The organism is Nocardioides ultimimeridianus (assembly GCF_054777895.1).
This window is the reverse complement of record NZ_BAAHAB010000009.1, coordinates 96,727-114,419: the sequence shown is the minus strand read 5'-3', so window position 1 is coordinate 114,419 and position 17,693 is coordinate 96,727. Positions and strand designations below refer to the sequence as shown.

Here is a 17,693-nt window from a genome sequence, read left to right as displayed (position 1 = left end):
CCGGGCGTCAGCCGAAGGGCAGCGGGTCGGGCGTCAGCGAGACGGCCCGGGCCCGAGCCGCGGTCATCTGCCGTCGGTGGTGCTGGCGGCAGAGCACCTCGTAGGTCACCGTGCCGGGCTGGTGGAGGTCCTCGGTGTCGCCGACCACGATCACCTCGCCCTCGGTGATCATCACGCCGTCCTCGATCCGGGCCTGGTGCGTCGCGCGCTTGCCGCACCAGCACAGCGCCTCAACCTGCAGCACCTGCGTCGAGTCGGCGAGCTCGACCAGCCGCGCCGAGCCCTCGAAGAGCCGGGTCCGGAAGTCGGTGAGGATGCCGAAGCAGAACACGTCGATCTGCAGCTCGTCGACGATCTTGGCCAGCGCGTCGACCTGGGCCGCGGTATAGAACTGCGCCTCGTCGCAGATCAGGTAGTCGATCCGCGCGCCGCCGGTGAGCGCGTCGACGACGTACCTCCAGAAGTCGAAGTCGGGGTCGACCTCGACTGCGCTGTGGGTCAGGCCCAGCCGCGACGACACCCGCGCCTGGCCCGCGCGGTCGTGGGTGGTGAAGATCCGGCCGCTGCGGCCGCGTGCCGCATGGTTGTGGTTCGTCTGCAGCGCCAGCGTCGACTTGCCCGAATCCATCGATCCCGTGAAGAACCTCAACTCCGCCACCGCGGCATCCTCTCAGAGGCCCCTTCGGTAAAGAATCCCGCTCCGGTACGCCGAGGGACGGGCCTTCTTCCGCGTTCTTCTGCGAAGCCGGGGTCGGCGGGCGTTCACTGTCTCCTGTGGTCCTGTGGGGGGACCGAGCAAGGGGAATGTGGGATGAGCAGGAACGACCAGCCGAAGTACCGGTGGGTGCAGCGATTGAGCGTGCTCGGCGTTGCCGGGGCCGTCGTCGCCACCGGCGCCTACGGGCCCTCCTCGATCACCCCGCTCGCCTCCTCGACGCGCGGACCGGTCGACCGGCCGATGACCGTCGCTGCGCCCGAGATCCCCGTCCCCGCCGTGTCGGTACGCCGCGCGGCCGTCCGCGCGCACCGCCAGCCGCGGCCCAGCGCCCGCCGCGACGCCGTCGGGCGTCCTGCCGACTTCCCGGGCCCGGTGACCGAGGTCGCCGAGCCCGCATTGGCGGCGTACCAGCGCGCCGCGACCATCATCGACGCCGCCGCCACCTGTCACCTGGACTGGACCGTCCTCGCCGCCATCGGGCGCGTCGAGTCCGACCACGGCACGGTCGACGCTGCCGGCCGCGCCCACCGGGTGACCGCGAAGGGCCTCGTGCGGCCGGGCATCGTCGGCACCCCCGAGAACGGCAAGCAGGGACGGGGCGCGGTCGACGACACCGACGCCGGACGCCTCGACCACAACCAGCGGTACGACGCCCCCGTCGGCCCGATGGCCCTGCTCCCGCAGACCTGGACCCAGGTTGCTGTCGACGCCGACGCCGACGGCCGACGCAACCCCCAGGACCTCGACGATGCCGCTCTGGGGGCGGCCATCGTCCTGTGCGCGGACGGAGACGACCTGCGCAAGGCGACCGTCCTCCGCACCGAGCTGAGGAAGTACGAGGACGCCCGCGGGTTCGCCCGGACGGTGCGGATCCTGGCGAAGCGCTACGCGCACCAGGCCGCGACGATGCCGTCGGTGCTGCCCGAGGGCGGCGTGGTGATCCCGCTGCAGATGCCGCAGGTCTGCGGGTGCGACGAGCATGCGGGCACGACCGTCCGCCCGCACACGACGACGCTGCAGCACGCGGTTCACGAGAGCGATGTCCAGGGCGGCGCCTCGGTCCACGGCACAGCGGCGGGCGTGGCCCCGAGCTCCGGCGGTACGACGGACCCGACGCCGCCGGCGGACCCGACTCCGACGCCGGACCCGACGCCGGACCCGACTCCGACGCCGGCCCCGGACCCGACTCCGACGCCGGACCCGACGCCGACCCCGGACCCGACGCCCACGCCGGACCCGACGCCGGCGAGCGACCCGACCCCGGCCGGCGACCCGACGGCGGCCAGCGACGTGGCCCCGGCCACCGACCCGGCCACCGACCCGGCGGCGACCGACCCGGCGGCGACCGACCCCACCTCCTGACCTGCGGTAGCGTCCCCTGAGCCGCCCGACTCGGGGCAGGCGCATCACCAAGGGGGAACCATGCGTCGTATCGCACTCGTCCTGGCCGCACTCATGCTGGCCTTCACCGTCTCGGCCTGCGGCAAGGAGGCGGCGCCGAGCAACACGGCGGCCGGTTTCTCCTGCCCCACCGACAACACCAAGGCCTTCCCGAAGGTCCGCCTCGCCGCCGACCTGGGCATCGCGTTCGGCAGCTTCCACCACTGGATCTGGAAGCCCTACAAGGCCGGAAGCTTCCAGAAGGGCGCTCACCACCGGCTCCTCGCGCTCGGCAAGGCCGCGATCGCGGGCGGCGTGGCGGCGCACTACATCAGCAACGCCGCCGACAACGTCAAGGCCGATCCGACGCTGTGCAACGCGATCGGCAAGCAGATGGCCGAGCTCAGCGACCTGGTGAGCAACCTGGGGTCCAAGCTCAAGCACGGCGACCTCAACTCCCTCGGTACCATCGCCTCCTCGGTGACCGCGATGACCTCGCTCGCCAAGTCGCAGGGCGCGAACATCACCGAGACCTACAACCAGTGAGGTCCTAGCATCGGCGCATGGTGAACGCCCTCCTCGAGCCGAGCGACCTGCCCTACCAGCTGCCCCGGTTCGAGGCGTTCACCGACGACGCGTTCGGCCCTGCCATCGCCGAGGCGATGGCAGGGCAGCGCGCCGCCGTGGCGGCGATCGTCGCCGACCCGGCGCCGCCGACGTTCGCGAACACCCTGGAGCCGCTCGAGCTGAGCGGTCTCCCGTTGGAGCGGGTGCTGTCGGTGTTCTTCAACCGGTCCAGCGCCGACACCAACGACGTCATCGACGCCCTGCAGGCGGAGCTCTCCCCGCAGCTGGCCGCGCACGCGGACGCGATCACCCTCGACTCCGACCTGTTCGCGCGGATCTCCGCGGTCGCCGGAGAGGCGGGGCTGACCGACGAGCAGGCCTACCTGGTCCAGCGCTACGTCACCGAGATGACCGTGGCCGGCGCCGGTCTGGACGAGTCCGACAAGGCCCGGCTCAAGGAGATCAACGAGCAGCTCTCGACCCTGTCCACCCGCTTCGGCATCGCGCTGCAGGCCGAGGCCAACGACCTCGCGGTGCACGTCGAGAGCGAGGAGGAGCTGGACGGGCTGACCCCGAGCGAGATCTCGGCCGCCCGCGAGGCCGCGGTCGCGCGCGGGCTCGACGGCTACCTGATCACCCTGGTCCTGCCGACGGCCCACCCGCACCTGGCCTCCCTGACCGACCGGGACGTACGCCGCCGGCTGCTGGGCGCCCAGCGTGCGCGCGGCAGCCGCGGCGGCGAGCACGACACCCGGCAGATCGTGCTGGACGTCGTACGACTCCGAGCGGAGCGGGCGCGGCTGCTGGGCTTCGCCGACCACGCCTCGTCGGTGACCGCGGACAACACCGCCGGGACCCCGGCCGCGGTGCGCGCGATGCTGGACCGGCTCGCGCCGGCGGTCGCCCGCAACATCCGGGCCGAGCACGAGGCGCTGTCCGCGTCGGCGGGCTTCCCGATCGAGGCGTGGGACTGGCCCTTTCACGCCGAGCGGGTCCGTGCCGAGCAGCACGACGTCGACCTCGCCGCGCTGCGGCCCTGGTTCGAGGCCGAGCGGGTGCTCGTCGACGGCGTCTTCCGGGCCGCCACCGAGCTGTTCGGGATCACCTTCACCGAGCGCCCCGACCTGCCCGGCTACCACCCCGACGTCCGGGTCTTCGAGGTCTTCGAGCAGGACGGGACGCCCGTCGGCCTCTTCCTGCTCGACCTCTACACCCGCGACTCCAAGCGCGGCGGCGCCTGGATGAGCAGCTTCGTGCGCCGCTCCAGCCTGGGCGGCTCGGACACCGCCGTCGTGTTCAACAACCTCAACGTGCCCAAGCCCGCGGCCGGCGAGCCGACCCTGCTCACCTTCGACGAGACGAGCACCCTGTTCCACGAGTTCGGGCACGCGCTGCACGGGCTGCTGGCGCACGCGACGTACCCCAAGTTCGCGGGCACCGCGGTGTTCCGGGACTTCGTGGAGTTCCCCTCGCAGGTGAACGAGATGTGGATGCTGTGGCCCTCGGTCCTGCAGCGGTACGCCGTCCACCACGCCACCGGCGAGCCGCTGCCCGACGGCGTGGTCGATCGGATCCGGGCGGCCGAGACGTTCAACCAGGGCTACGCGACGGGGGAGTACCTCGCGGCCGCGCTGCTCGACCTCGCCTGGCACTCGCTCGCTCCCGAGGACGTCCCGGCGAGTGTCGAGGACGTCGCCGGCTTCGAGGCGGCGGCCCTGGCGGCGGTCGGTCTGGACGACCCGGCGGTGCCGCCGCGCTACTCCACGGCGTACTTCGCGCACGCCTTCCAGTTCTCCTACGACGCGGCCTACTACGGCTACATCTGGAGCGAGGTGCTGGACGCGGACACGGCGGCGTGGTTCACCGACAACGGCGGCCCGACGCGTGCCAACGGCGACCTCTTCCGTCGCCACGTGATCGGCATCGGCGGCACCCGCGACCCGCTGGCGTCGTACCGCGAGTGGCGCGGGCGGCCGGCTCCGCTGGAGCCGCTGCTGGAGCGGCGCGGGCTGGCCTGACCGGACCACTGGGCTAGACATCCGGCATTCACCCGATGCCGGAGGGGTGGGACGGGCCTAGCCTGAAAATCCATCCCGAAGAAGGAGCACCCGATGCCTCGCTACATGGTCCAGCGCACGTTCGCCGACGGCCTCGCCATCCCCACCAATGCCGACGGCGCCGCCGCGTGCAGCAACGTCGTGCAGGGCAACCTCGGTCACGACGTGACCTGGGTGCACTCCTACGTCAGCACCGACAAGACCACGACGTTCTGCATCTACGACGGTCCCAGCCCGGACGCCATCCGCGCGGCGGCGGAGACCACCGGCCTCCCGGTCGACTCGATCACCGAGGTGTCGGTCCTCGACCCGTACTTCTACCACTGAGCCGCCGGCTCAGCGGGGGATGTTCTCCAGCTCCGCCAGCCAGGCGGCGGGGGAGGCGTCCGACGGCATCCGCCAGTCGCCACGCGGCGACATGGTGCCGCCGGGGCTCACCTTCGGCCCGTTCGGGAGCGCCGACCGCTTGAACTGGCTGCTGAAGAACCTCCGCACGAAGACCTCGAGCCACTTCCGCACGGTGGCGAGGTCGTAGGTCCCACCCCAGGCGTGGTGGGCGAGGAAGGCGATCTTGCTGGGCCGGTAGCCGCGCCGCAGCGTGTAGTAGAGGTTGAAGTCCTGCAGCGCGTACGGCCCGACGCTGTCCTCGGTCCTCTGCTCGCTGCCGGGGATCAGCTCGGGGGTGATCTCCTGCTCGAGGATCGCCTGGAGCACCTCGTCGACGTCGTCGAGCTGGTTGGTGCTGATCACCCAGCGGATGAGGTGCTGGATCAGCGTCTTCGGCACGCCCGCGTTGACGTTGTAGTGCGACATCTGGTCGCCGACGCCGTACGTGCACCAGCCCAGGGCCAGCTCGGAGAGGTCGCCGGTGCCGAGCACGATGCCGCCGCGGTGGTTGGCGAGCCGGAACAGGTAGTCGGTGCGCAGCCCGGCCTGCACGTTCTCGAAGGTGATGTCGTAGACCGACGGGTCGACCTCGGCGTCGCCGCCGGGGTAGGCGTGGCCGAGGTCCTTGAGCATCTGCTCCGCGGCGGGCCGGATGTCGAGCTCGGCGAAGGTGCAGCCCAGCTTCGTGGCGAGCGTCGTCGCGTAGGACTTCGTCGTCTCCCCGGTGGCGAAGCCCGGCATGGTGATGGCGTGGATGTCGCTGCGCGGGCGGCCGAGGCGGTCCATGGCCTTGGCGGCCACGATCAGCGCGTGCGTGGAGTCCAGGCCGCCGCTGACGCCGATGACGACCTTCGGCTGGCCGATCGCGGCGAGGCGCTGCTCCAGGCCCGAGACCTGGATGTTGTAGGCCTCGTAGCAGTCCTGGGCCAGCCGGGCCGGGTCGTCGGGGACGAAGGGGAAGCCCGCGACCTTGCGACGCAGGCCGATGTCGCCGGCGGGGGGCTCGAGGGTGAACTCGATCGAGGGGTAGTGCGACATCTGCACGCCTTCGCCGTGGCGGTTGTCGTCGAAGGTGCCCTGGCGCATCCGCTCCTGCCGGATCCGGTCCAGGTCGATGTCGGCGATGGTGCGGCGCGCCTCGCCGGGGAAGCGGTCGCCCTCGGCCAGGAGGTCGCCCATCTCGTAGATCATCGTCTGGCCGTCCCACGACAGGTCCGTGGTCGACTCGCCCTGGCCGGCCGCCGCGTAGACGTACGCCGCGTCGCAGCGCATGCTCGCGCTCTTGGCGAGCAGGTGCCGGTCGGCCGCGCGGGCGATCGTGATCGGGCTGCCGGACAGGTTGGCCAGCACCGTGGCGCCGGCGAGCGCCGCGCTCGCGCTCGGCGGGATCGGCACCCACATGTCCTCGCACACCTCGACGTGGAGGCGGAGGCCGGGCACGTCGGTCGCGGTGAAGATCAGGTCGTTGCCGAAGGGCACCTCGGCGCCGTTCAGGTCGATCACCGAGTCCTGGCCGCAGATCGGCGCCCCGGAGGCGAACCAGCGGGCCTCGTAGAACTCGCGGTACGTCGGCAGGTACGACTTCGGCGCGACACCGAGGACCTCGCCGCGGTGGATCACGACGCCACAGTTGTAGACGCGGTTGCCGCTGCGCAGCGGAGCCCCGATCACCAGCACCGGCCGCAGCTCGGCCGAGGCGACGGTCAGCTCGACGAGGGCCTCCTCGACGGCGTCCAGCAGGGTGTCCTGGAGGAACAGGTCGTCGACGGCGTACCCGGTCAGCCCGAGCTCCGGGAACACCGCCACGGCCACGCCCTCGTCGTGCAGCAGGCGCGCCTGCTCCAGGGTGCGGGCGGCGTTGGTCGCCGGGTCGGCGACGGCGACGGGGAGGGTCACCGCAGCCACGCGTGCGAATCCCTGTGCGTACGCCGAGTAGAAGTCCACGTCCCCAGCCTAGACAGGGCTAGCCTCACGCTCATGATCATCGTGTCGACCAACGACGTCCCCGGCGCCCGCATCACCCACACCTTCGGCGAGACCTTCGGCCTCACCGTCCGGTCCCGCAACGTCGGATCGAACCTCGGAGCCAGCTTCAAGGCCCTCGCCGGCGGCGAGCTCAAGGGCATCACCACGCTGCTGCACGACTGCCGCCAGGAGGCGCTGGCCCGACTCGCCCAGGAGGCGGAGGCCCGCGGCGCCAACGCCGTCGTGGCCTTCCGCTTCGAGACCACCGAGTTCGCCGGCACCGGCATCGAGGTCTGCGCCTACGGCACGGCCGTCACGATCGCCCCGCTGGCCTGACCCCGATCGGGGCCCGTCGGGGTGACCAGCGACACCTCGCCGGGTCGCCGGGCGGGCACTAGCGTTTGAGTCGTTCACATCGGTCCGTGGACCCGCGCGTGCGGGCCGCGAGATTCAAGGAGCAGACCCATGAGCAACTCCGCTGAGGAGACGGCGCCCTACGGCACCGGCGCATCGAGCGCGGCGAGCGCAGCGCCGGTGAAGAAGGTCCGGACACACCACCTGGCCGAGATGAAGGCCCGCGGCGAGAAGGTCACGATGCTGACCTCGTACGACATGTACACCGCCCGCATCTTCGACGAGGCAGGGATCGACATCCTGCTCGTGGGGGACAGCGCCGCGAACAACGTCTACGGCTACGAGACCTCGCTGCCGGTCACGGTCGACGAGCTGATCCCGCTCACGCGGGCCGTGGCCCGGTCCACCAGGCGGGCGATGGTCCTCGGCGACCTGCCCTTCGGCTCCTACCAGGGCTCGCCCGAGCAGGCCTACGCGACCGCGACGCGCTTCATGAAGGAGGGTCTGGCCCACGCCGTGAAGCTGGAGGGCGGTGCCGAGATGGCGCCGACCATCGCCAAGCTCGTCGCCGGGGGCATCCCCGTCTTCGCGCACATCGGCTTCACCCCGCAGTCCGAGCACGCCTTGGGCGGCTACCGGGTGCAGGGCCGCGGCGCCGCGGCCGACAAGGTGATCGCCGACGCGCGGGCCGTGGCCGAGGCGGGCGCCTTCGGCGTCGTCATGGAGATGGTGCCCGGGGACATCGCCGAGCAGATCAGCAAGGAGCTCCCGATCGTGACGATCGGCATCGGTGCCGGCGCGGGGTGCGACGGCCAGGTGCTGGTCTGGACCGACGCGATGGGCATCCGCGGCCCGGCCGACGGCCGGCTGCCCCGGTTCGTGAAGACCTTCGCCGACGTACGCACGCAGCTGCTGACGGGCGCGCAGGCCTACGCGGCCGAGGTGAAGGCCGGCACCTTCCCGGGCATCGACCACACGTTCTGATGCGCGCGTAGTTGTGAGAGTGACCTCTGGGTCACTCTCACAACTACGCGGCGTGGCGCTAGGCCTCTCGTCGGTGGTCGCCGCGCGCCATCCGCCCCATCGCGAAGGAGCAGAAGGCCAGGGCCAGCATCCCGATCGCGAGGTGGTGCATGTCGCTGACGCCGAACAGGTTGATCGCCAGCAGCACGTAGAGCAGGCCGAGCAGGTCGCCGCCGGCGTGCGGGGCGAGCAGCACGACCACGGCGAGCACGATCTCGACGATGCCGACGCCGATCACGGCCTGGTGGGCGGTCCCGGGCAGGAAGTTGTTCGCCCACACGGCGACGTACCCGTCCCAGGTGTTGGTCATGAAGTGGCTGAGCTTGTCGATCCCGAAGATCAGCGGCAGCGCCACGAAGGTCGCCCACATCGCCAGGAAGGCCTGGCGGTCGGCGGTCATGTCGGGCAGGTTGGCGAGGTCGTGCATCTCCTCGCGCATGTCGTGGACCATGTGGTCCCACGGGTGGGTGGTGGCCATGGTGGCCTCCTCGACTCGGTGTCCTCTCCAATAGGGGGCGTCTCCAACGACGGTAGATCCGTCACGCCCGCGCAACAAGAGGTCACCGCCGCGGCACTAGGCTGCGGCCATGGGCAAGCAAGAGGACTTCGTACTCCGCGCACTCGAAGAGCGTGACGTCCGGTTCGTGCGGCTGTGGTTCACCGACGTGCTCGGGTTCCTGAAGTCCGTCGCGGTGGCGCCGGCGGAGCTCGAGGGCGCCTTCAGCGAGGGCATCGGGTTCGACGGCTCGGCGATCGAGGGCTTCGCGCGGGTCTACGAGGCCGACATGCTCGCGCTGCCGGATCCGAGCACCTTCCAGATCCTGCCGTGGCGCAGCATGGAGGGTCCCGCGACGGCGCGGATGTTCTGCGACATCGTGATGCCCGACGGCTCCACGTCGTACGCCGATCCGCGCAACGTCCTCAAGCGGACCCTGTCGAAGGCGGCCGAGCAGGGCTTCACCTTCTACACCCACCCCGAGGTCGAGTTCTACCTGTTCAAGGACGAGCCGCAGAAGGGCAAGAAGCCGGTCCCGCTGGACCGCAGCGGCTACTTCGACCACACCGTCCACTCGCACGGCTCGGACTTCCGCCGCGAGGCGATCACCATGCTCGAGGCGATGGGCATCTCGGTGGAGTTCAGCCACCACGAGGGCGGCCCGGGACAGCAGGAGATCGACCTGCGGTACGCCGACGCGCTGACCACCGCCGACAACATCATGACCTTCCGCACGGTCATCCGGGAGGTCGCGCTCAGCCAGGGCTGCTGGGCGACCTTCATGCCCAAGCCCTTCACCGAGCACCCGGGCTCCGGCATGCACACCCACGTCAGCCTGTTCGAGGGCGACCAGAACGCCTTCTACGAGGCGGGCGCGGAGTACCAGCTGTCCAAGACCGCGCGGATGTTCATCGCGGGGATCCTGCACCACGCCGGCGAGATCAGCGTGGTCACCAACCAGTGGGTCAACTCCTACAAGCGGATGATGACCGGCGGCGAGGCCCCGTCGTACGTCTGCTGGGGGCACAACAACCGCTCGGCCATGGTGCGGGTGCCGATGTACAAGCCCAACAAGGGCCAGTCGGCGCGCATCGAGCTGCGCACCATCGACAGTGCCTGCAACCCCTACCTCGCCTACGCCGCGATCCTGGCCGCCGGGCTCAAGGGCATCGAGCAGGGCTACGAGCTGCCACCCGAGGCCGAGGACAACGTCTGGGCGCTGTCGGACCGTGAGCGCCGCGCGCTGGGGATCGACCCGCTGCCGAAGAACCTGATCGACGCCATCCACGTGGCCGAGAACTCCGAGCTGCTCGCCGACACGCTGGGGGAGCAGGTCTTCGACTTCTTCCTGCGCAACAAGCGCGCCGAGTGGGACGAGTACCGCGGTCAGGTGTCGGCGTTCGAGCGCGACCGGATGCTGCCGGTCCTGTAAGGACATGGCGCGCTCCGCGTCCCGGCTCGCCCTGATCCGGGCCGGGTTCGCCGACATCGACCGGGCGCGGGCCGGGCTCGACGAGCTCGGCCGCGACGGCGACGCCCTGCTGGCCTACCTCGGCCGCACGGCCGACCCGGACGCCGCCCTCGCGGCCCTGGGCCGGCTCGCAGCGGCGCTCGGCGACGACGGCCCGGCGATGGTCGCTGGTATCGCCGCCGACGAGGGTACGGCGATGCGGCTGCTGTGCGTGCTCGGCGCGAGCAGCGCGCTGGCCGACCACCTGGTGGGCCACCCCGAGCAGTGGCGGGAGCTGGCCGACCCGACCATGGGCTCGACCCGCCCGCCGGCGTACCACCTGCGCGCGAGGCTGCTCGCCGCCGTCGAGGGGCGCCCCGACGCGGAGGCGTGCGACGCCCTGCGGGTGGAGTACCGCCGGCACCTGCTGCGGATCGCGGCCCGCGACCTCACCCACGACCTGGCCGTCGACGACGCGGCGGCCGAGCTCGCCGATCTCGCCGCGGGCACCCTCGACGCCGCCCTCGCGGTGGCCCGCAAGCGGGTGGGGCCGGCGGCCGACGGGACGCGCCTGGCGATCGTGGCCATGGGCAAGTGCGGCGGTCACGAGCTCAACTACGTCTCCGACGTGGACGTGATCTTCGTGCACGAGGGCGACGCGCAGGTCGCCTCGCGACTCGCGTCCCAGCTGATGCGGGTGTGCTCGGACCACACCGCCGAGGGCACGATCTGGCCGGTCGACGCGAACCTGCGGCCCGAGGGCAAGGCCGGTCCGCTCAGCCGGACCCTGGCCAGCCATCAGGGCTACTACGAGCGGTGGGCGGAGACCTGGGAGTTCCAGGCGCTGCTCAAGGCCCGCGCGGTGGCGGGCGACCTCGAGCTCGGCCGGGAATTCGTGGCGATGACCCAGCCGATGGTGTGGGCCGCCGCCGACCGCGACGGCTTCGTGGACGCGGCGCGCGCCATGCGCCGCCGGGTCGTCGACCACATCCCCGCCAAGGACGCCGACCGCGAGCTCAAGCTCGGTGTCGGCGGCCTGCGCGACGTCGAGTTCGCGGTGCAGCTGCTGCAGCTGGTGCACGGACGCACCGACGACGAGATCCGCTCGGGCACCACGCTGTCGGCCCTGGCGGCGCTCACCCGCCGCGGGTACGTCGGGCGCGAGGACGGCGACGCGCTGCACCGCGCCTACGCGTTCCTGCGCCAGCTCGAGCACCGCATCCAGCTCTCCCGGCTGCAGCGCACCCACCTGCTGCCCTCCGACGAGGAGTCGCTGCGCCGGCTCGGGCGCAGCCTGCGGCTGTTCCGCGACTCGGCCGAACGGCTGGAGCAGGAGTGGCTCGCGCAGCGGCGCGAGGTGACCCGGCTGCACCAGAAGCTGTTCTACCGGCCGCTCCTCACCGCCGTCGCCCGGATCGCCACCGACGAGGCGCGGCTCTCGCCCGAGGCGGCGGTCGAGCGCCTCGCCGCACTGGGGTACGCCGACCCGCAGGCCGCGCTGCGCCACCTGGAGTTCCTCACCGTCGGCGTGACCCGGACCGCCCAGATCCAACGGGCCCTGCTGCCCGCGATGCTGCAGTGGTTCGCCGACGGCGCCGACCCCGACGGCGGCCTGTTCGGCTTCCGCCGGCTCAGCGAGGCCCTGGGCAGCACGCCGTGGTACCTCAGCACGCTGCGCGACGAGGGCGAGGTGGCCGAGCGCCTGGCGCACGTCCTGTCGACCTCCCGCTACTGCACCGGCCTGCTCGAGCGGGAGCCCGCCGGCGTACGCCTGCTCGGCGGGGACCTGCGTCCGCTCGCCGCCGCGCAGATGCGCGAGGAGATGCTCGCGACCGCCGGTCGGCAGGAGGACCTGGACAAGGCGACCCGCGCCATCCGCGCCGTACGCCGCCGGGAGCTGCTGCGGATCGCCGCCGGCGACGTACTCGGGCTGATCGACGTCACCGACGTCGGCTACGGACTCACCCGGCTCACCGACGCCACCCTCGCCGCGACGCTCGACGCCGCCCTCGCCTCGGTCACCCGCGCGCGCGGCCTCGACGCGCCGCCGACCGCGATGGCGATCGTCGCGATGGGCCGCTACGGCGGCTTCGAGCTCTCCTACGGCTCCGACGCGGACGTGATGTTCGTGCACGACGCCGTCGAGGGCGCCGACGCGCACGTCGCGTCCGGCTTCGCCAAGGCCGTCGCCGAGGAGGTACGCCGCACCCTCGGCGTCGCGGGCCCCGACCCCGCGCTCGTGGTCGATGCCGACCTGCGTCCCGAGGGCAGGCAGGGCGCGCTCGTCCGCTCCCTCGACGCCTACGCCGCCTACTACGCCAAGTGGTCGGCCGTGTGGGAGGCGCAGGCACTGCTGCGCGCCGACGCGATCGTCGGCGACGAGGACCTGCGGGCCCGGTTCACCGCCCTCATCGACCCGCTGCGCTACCCGGCGGCGGGACTGAGCGACGCCGACATCCGCGAGATCCGCCGGATCAAGGCCCGGGTCGACGACGAGCGGCTGCCCCGCGGCGCCGACCCCGCGCTGCACCTCAAGCTGGGGCGCGGCGCCCTCGCCGACATCGAGTGGACCGTCCAGCTGCTCCAGCTGCGCCACGGCGCGGAGGTCCCCGGCCTGCGCACCACCCAGACCCTCGCCGCACTCGCCGTCGCCGCGGGGACCGGGCTGCTCGACCCCGACGACGCCGAGACCCTCGGCAACGCATGGCGGATGGCCAGCCGGGTCCGCAACGCGCTGGTCCTCGCGCGGGGCAAGCCGGGGGACCAGTTCCCCCGCGCGCCGCTCGAACGTCGAGCCGTCGCGCTCATCCTCGGCTACCCCCTGGACCACACCGACGAGGTCGTCAACGACTACTTACGTGCGACACGACGTGCGCGTTCGGTGGTCGACAGAGTTTTTTGGGACTGATCCGTGACGGGTGTTTGCACCGTGGGGCTGGTGTGACATAGTTGATCCGTCGGGCCGCGACCGACCCCCCCAGAGGTCGCGGCCCGACGTACTTTTTCTGGGGCCTGCGGGCCGAGCGTGTCGCCGCTTTCGGCGCCTTGCCTCGCGTGACTCGGCCGCTCGCTCCGGTCGCTGGCGCTCCCTTCGCTCCCGGCCGAGTCACGCTCGGCAACCGGCGCCGGCGGCGCCACGCTGCCGGCCCTGCGGCCCTTTCGCGGTTGGCTTCCTGAGGTGGTTGCGTCGATCTGGCGGCAAGACCTTCGTACCTTCGCTGACCCCGCGGGTCGGTGGTTGCGTCGGTCTGGCGCACGGCTTTCGTACCTTCTCCGACCGCTTGCGGAAGTTAGTGCTACAGCGTGTCGCAGAACATGTTCCCCTCCGGGCGTCCGCGGTCCTACCATCGGGTCATGATCACCTTGGAGACAACGGTGTCCCCGCCCGCCGGTGGCGCGCCCACGGACCAGATCCTGATCGCGTTCGCGATGTGTGCGGTGCTGTACCTGCCGCTGGCGTGGTTCGTCTGGCGGGAGTCCGGCGGGCACCCGACGGTGATCGGCCGGGTCGCCGACTGGTGTGCGGACAAGAGCGGCCTGGCGCGGTGGGCGGCGCTGCCGTTCGCGCTGACCTACGTGAGCCTGCTGTCGTGCGGGTTCGGGGTGTACTGGGACGTCCCGACGCACATGCAGAAGGGGCGGGACCCCGGTCCGCTGGCGAACCCGTCGCACTACCCGATCCTGCTCGGCATCCTGCTGTTCCTGATGGCCGGCGTCATGGCGGCCACGCTCGCGCGGCAGGACCTGCCGCGTCGTACCCTCAAGATCACCTCCACCTGGCGGGTGCCGATGGCGCCCGTCGTCCTCACCGCCGCCGGCCTGATCGCGGCGCTCGGCTTCCCCCTCGACGACGTCTGGCACCGCCTCTTCGGCCAGGACGTGACCGAGTGGGGCCCGACGCACACCATGATGATCGGCGGCGCGGTCACCTCCTTCCTCTCGCTGCCGCTGTTCCTGGCCGAGAGCGCGCAGGCCGGCAGGCCGTTCCTCGGCGGCCGCTACCCGCGGCTGTCGCTGGCCTTCGCGATGGGCTCGTGCATCATCCCGACCGCGTTCCTGATGGAGTTCGACCTCGGCATCCCGCAGTTCCCCGAGGTGACGCTCTACATCATCAGCGCCCTGCTCACCGGCTGGATCTTCGTCGGCACCCGCATCGTGCTGGGTCGCGGGGGAGCGCTCTTCGGCTGGAGCGTGTACGTCGTCATCCGGCTCGCCATCCTCGCCATGACCGCCCCGCTGCCGCACATCCACCACGCCCGCTTCCTTCTCTACCTGGGCGCGGCGATCGTCATCGAGCTGGTCGCGATGGGCTTCAAGAAGCACGGCGCGGCCTTCGCCGCGACCGCCGGCGCGCTCGCCGGCGCGATCGGGATGCTGACCGAGCAGGTCTGGATGAAGGTCTTCATGCCGATCCCGCTGCCGCCGCCGGCCGACCACCTGCCGTTCCTGCTCGCCGCCGCCGCGGTGTCCGGCCTCGGCGCCGGCCTGCTCGGCCTCGCGTGGGCGACGCTGCTGCTGCGCACGGCGGCCCCGGACGGGACGGTCGCGGACGCCCCCGGGCGGGCCACCACGATCCCGCGCTGGATCGGCACCGGAGGTGTCCTCACCTTCCTGGTGCTGATGGGCATCTTCGCGGTGCCGCGGGCGATCGGGCAGACGACGGTGAGCGAGCAGTGCGGCGACGGCGGCTGCGTCACCACCTTCGCGCCGGTGGGCAGCGACACGATCGTCGCGACCGTGCACTACCTCGACAACTGCGTCGGCCAGGACCGCTGCCTGTCGAAGGTGCAGATCGAGGTCACGCCGGCCGACGCCGCCGACAACGCCCTGTGGTTCGACGCGCTGGCCTGGCAGGGCGAGCGCGACCACGACAGCCGGGTCCCCGGCAGCGGCGTGCTCGCGACCCGGATGGTGTCGCAGGGGGAGGGCGTCTACGAGACGGCCGACCCGGTCCCGCTCTACGGCAACTGGAAGACGATGGTGCGGCTGCACCGGGCCCCGAGCGCCATGGTCGCGCTGCCGCTGCACTTCCCCGCCGACCCGTCGATCAAGTCGGTGCGGGCCGGGCTGGTCCAGGTCGCCGACGGCACCAGCGCGCCGTTCATCTACGAGCCGTCGCTGCTGCAGCGCGAGCGCCGCGACGGCGTACCCGGCTGGTTGTGGGGCGTCATGTACGGCACCGTCCTGGGTGCCTGGGTGGTCCTGCTCGCCCTCTACGGCTGGTGCTACGTCAACGCCGGGCGGGGCGAGGCCTCGGGCGCCTCGCGGGAGACCCGTACCCCGGCAGGGAGCGGCGTCGGCTGATCCCTCCGCGGCCCCAGCGAGGGCGCGCACGGCTCACCGCCGTGCGCGCCCTCGGCATTTTTCCGGGCGATGTGAGCGACGCCCCAGGGCCTGCTCGCGGCGTGTCGCACCGCCGTGACTTGCACAGAACAGATGTTTTCGACTAAACATCACCAAGTTACTCGACAATGGGTAGTTCTCGGGACTGACCACTGCACGACGCCTGTCGTGCCGACGATCTGAAGTGAGGTCCCCGTGCGCCCATCTCCGCGCATCACCGGGTTCGCGGCGGCTGCCGTCGTGACCGCTGTGGCGATCCCGTTGCTCTCCGGCCCGGCCGCCCACGCCACCGGGTTCACCGGCGGCAACCTCGTCGTCTACCGCGTGGGCGCTCCCGGCGGCACCCTGACGAATGCGGCCGCGCCGGTCTTCCTCGACGAGTACGGCCCGACCGGGACGGCGCTCGGCTCGATCGCGGTCCCGACCGTGGCTGCGGACGGCAACCGTCCGCTGACCGCAGCGGGCCAGTCCCGCTCGGAGGGCCTGCTGTCCCGCTCGGCCGACGGCCGCTACGTCGCGTTCACCGGGTACGCCGCCGCACCGGGCACCACCGGCGACGCCGGCGCCTCGCTGACCGCCACCTCGCCCGCGACGACGCCGCGCGTGGTCGGGCTGCTCGACGGCCACGGCGGCGTCGACACCAGCACCGCGCTGTCGGGCTCGTCGGCCCCGTCGATCGTCCGCTCGGCGCTCACGACCAACGGCGACGACGTCCTGGCCACGGGCGGCAACGGCGGGATCCTCAAGGCGACCCTCGGCGGCGCGTCGACCACGGTCACTGCGGGAGCCGCCGACAGCAACCTGAACGAGCTCTCCCAGCAGGCGGGTGCCACCTTCGTCAGCGGGATCCTCGCCGACCGGCTCAGCCTCTCCAGCGGCGGCACCCTGACCGACGTACCCGGCCTGCCGAGCAACCTGCTCACCTACGGCTACGCGGTGCTGGACCTGGACCCGACCCTCGGCTGGCACGGCACGACCGCCGACACCATCTACCTGGCGAACGCGTCGGAGCGTGCCGGCACCGTGGACAAGTACCACTTCGACGGCACGTCCTGGACGTCCGCCGGCTCGGTGGACGTGCCCGGTGCGACCGGCCTGGTCGCCGACGTCCAGTCCGGTGCGGTCAGCCTTGCCGTCACGACCCCGACCCAGCTGATCGCCCTCGACGACCCGACCGGTGCGTCCGTCTCGTCGGTCCCGGCGGACCCCCAGATCCTGGCCACGGCGCCCACCGGCACCGAGTTCCGCGGGGTCGCGCTCGCTCCCACCGCCGCCGCCGCCGGCCCCTCGGTCTTCGTGCGTACGCCGACCCGGGGCGCGACCGTCAGCATCAGCGGTACGACGGTCCCGGTGACCGCCTACGTCACCGGAAGCGCCGTCTCCGCGGTCACGGTCAGCATCGGCTCGGTCACCGCCAACGCGACCAGGGGCACCGGCAACCTCTGGACCGCGAAGGTCCCGACCACGGCCCTCGCCACGGGCGCCGCGACCCTCACGGTGCACGCCACCGACAGCACCGGCACCACCGATCGGACCCGTCCGGTGACGCTCAGCGGTGTCCCGGCCGCGGACATCGCCGCCGGCAAGCACGCGCCCGCCGAGAGCAGGATCAAGCGCAGCGGGACCTGGGCCGCGATCGCCACCGGCCTCTCGCCGACCAGGAAGGGCCTGACCTCGGCGACCATGGGCTCGAAGCTCACCGCCTACGTCTGGGGCTCGAAGGTCGCGATCTCGTTCCTCGCCGGGCCCAAGGCCGGCAAGGTCACCATCACCGTCGACGGCAGGGCCACCACCGTCGACCTGTACGCCGCGTCGGCGAAGACGCTGGTCAAGACCTTCTCCTTCACCGGGGCCCTCAAGACGCACACCGTGGTCGTCACCGTGACCGGCACCAAGCGTGCCGCGAGCCACGGCGTCAACGTGCCGGTCGCCGTCTACACGGTCTCCTGAGCC

General features: G+C 71.9%; 13 protein-coding genes. 10 read left to right on the top strand and 3 right to left on the bottom strand.

The features are described from left to right. Positions 1-7: 7 nt before the first annotated feature. Positions 8-658 carry a thymidine kinase gene (locus ACYU8V_RS09140; RefSeq protein WP_460846815.1) on the bottom strand — a complete coding sequence of 217 codons (651 nt, stop codon included), beginning with the start codon at positions 656-658 and terminating at the stop codon, positions 8-10. Between the two features lie 153 nt (positions 659-811). On the opposite strand from ACYU8V_RS09140, the gene ACYU8V_RS09135 reads away from it, so the two are divergent. The 4 genes from ACYU8V_RS09135 (at position 812) to ACYU8V_RS09120 (ending at position 5,049) form a co-directional block, all read left to right on the top strand. Then, entirely contained in the window at positions 812-2,080 is a 1,269-nt protein-coding gene (locus tag ACYU8V_RS09135; RefSeq protein ID WP_460846813.1) for a lysozyme family protein, read from the top strand. Between the two features lie 60 nt (positions 2,081-2,140). Continuing rightward, on the top strand, positions 2,141-2,644 hold the full coding sequence (locus ACYU8V_RS09130; RefSeq protein ID WP_460846812.1) for a hypothetical protein: 504 nt from the start codon (positions 2,141-2,143) through the stop codon (positions 2,642-2,644). Positions 2,645-2,661: 17 nt separating this feature from the next. Further along, positions 2,662-4,683, top strand: a complete 2,022-nt coding sequence (locus ACYU8V_RS09125; protein ID WP_460846810.1) for a M3 family metallopeptidase — start codon at positions 2,662-2,664, stop codon at positions 4,681-4,683. A 93-nt stretch (positions 4,684-4,776) separates the two neighbouring features. Beyond that, positions 4,777-5,049: a DUF4242 domain-containing protein gene (locus ACYU8V_RS09120; protein WP_460846808.1), complete on the top strand. Its 273-nt coding sequence runs from the start codon at positions 4,777-4,779 to the stop codon at positions 5,047-5,049. Positions 5,050-5,058: 9 nt separating this feature from the next. On the opposite strand, the gene ACYU8V_RS09115 is transcribed toward ACYU8V_RS09120, so the two are convergent. Beyond that, entirely contained in the window at positions 5,059-7,053 is a 1,995-nt protein-coding gene (locus tag ACYU8V_RS09115; protein ID WP_460846807.1) for an NAD(+) synthase, read from the bottom strand. Positions 7,054-7,086: 33 nt separating this feature from the next. Between ACYU8V_RS09115 and ACYU8V_RS09110 the strand changes: the two genes are divergently transcribed. Continuing rightward, positions 7,087-7,410 (top strand): YbjQ family protein, encoded by a 324-nt coding sequence (locus tag ACYU8V_RS09110; RefSeq protein WP_460846805.1) that lies wholly within the window; start codon positions 7,087-7,089, stop codon positions 7,408-7,410. Positions 7,411-7,539: 129 nt separating this feature from the next. Beyond that, complete coding sequence (gene panB, locus ACYU8V_RS09105) at positions 7,540-8,412, top strand: 3-methyl-2-oxobutanoate hydroxymethyltransferase (RefSeq protein WP_460846804.1); 873 nt, start codon at positions 7,540-7,542, stop codon at positions 8,410-8,412. A 58-nt stretch (positions 8,413-8,470) separates the two neighbouring features. On the opposite strand, the gene ACYU8V_RS09100 is transcribed toward panB, so the two are convergent. Continuing rightward, positions 8,471-8,929, bottom strand: coding sequence for a hypothetical protein (locus ACYU8V_RS09100; RefSeq protein ID WP_460846802.1), 459 nt, complete (start codon positions 8,927-8,929; stop codon positions 8,471-8,473). Positions 8,930-9,038: 109 nt separating this feature from the next. Between ACYU8V_RS09100 and ACYU8V_RS09095 the strand changes: the two genes are divergently transcribed. The 4 genes from ACYU8V_RS09095 (at position 9,039) to ACYU8V_RS09080 (ending at position 17,690) form a co-directional block, all read left to right on the top strand. Next, entirely contained in the window at positions 9,039-10,379 is a 1,341-nt protein-coding gene (locus tag ACYU8V_RS09095; RefSeq protein ID WP_460846801.1) for a glutamine synthetase family protein, read from the top strand. 4 nt (positions 10,380-10,383) lie between these two features. Further along, a complete protein-coding gene (locus ACYU8V_RS09090; protein WP_460846800.1) occupies positions 10,384-13,305 on the top strand; it encodes a bifunctional [glutamine synthetase] adenylyltransferase/[glutamine synthetase]-adenylyl-L-tyrosine phosphorylase in 2,922 nt (973 codons plus the stop codon). A 446-nt stretch (positions 13,306-13,751) separates the two neighbouring features. Beyond that, positions 13,752-15,701: a hypothetical protein gene (locus ACYU8V_RS09085; RefSeq protein ID WP_460846799.1), complete on the top strand. Its 1,950-nt coding sequence runs from the start codon at positions 13,752-13,754 to the stop codon at positions 15,699-15,701. Between the two features lie 234 nt (positions 15,702-15,935). After that, complete coding sequence (locus ACYU8V_RS09080) at positions 15,936-17,690, top strand: hypothetical protein (protein ID WP_460846798.1); 1,755 nt, start codon at positions 15,936-15,938, stop codon at positions 17,688-17,690. Positions 17,691-17,693 lie beyond the last annotated feature (3 nt).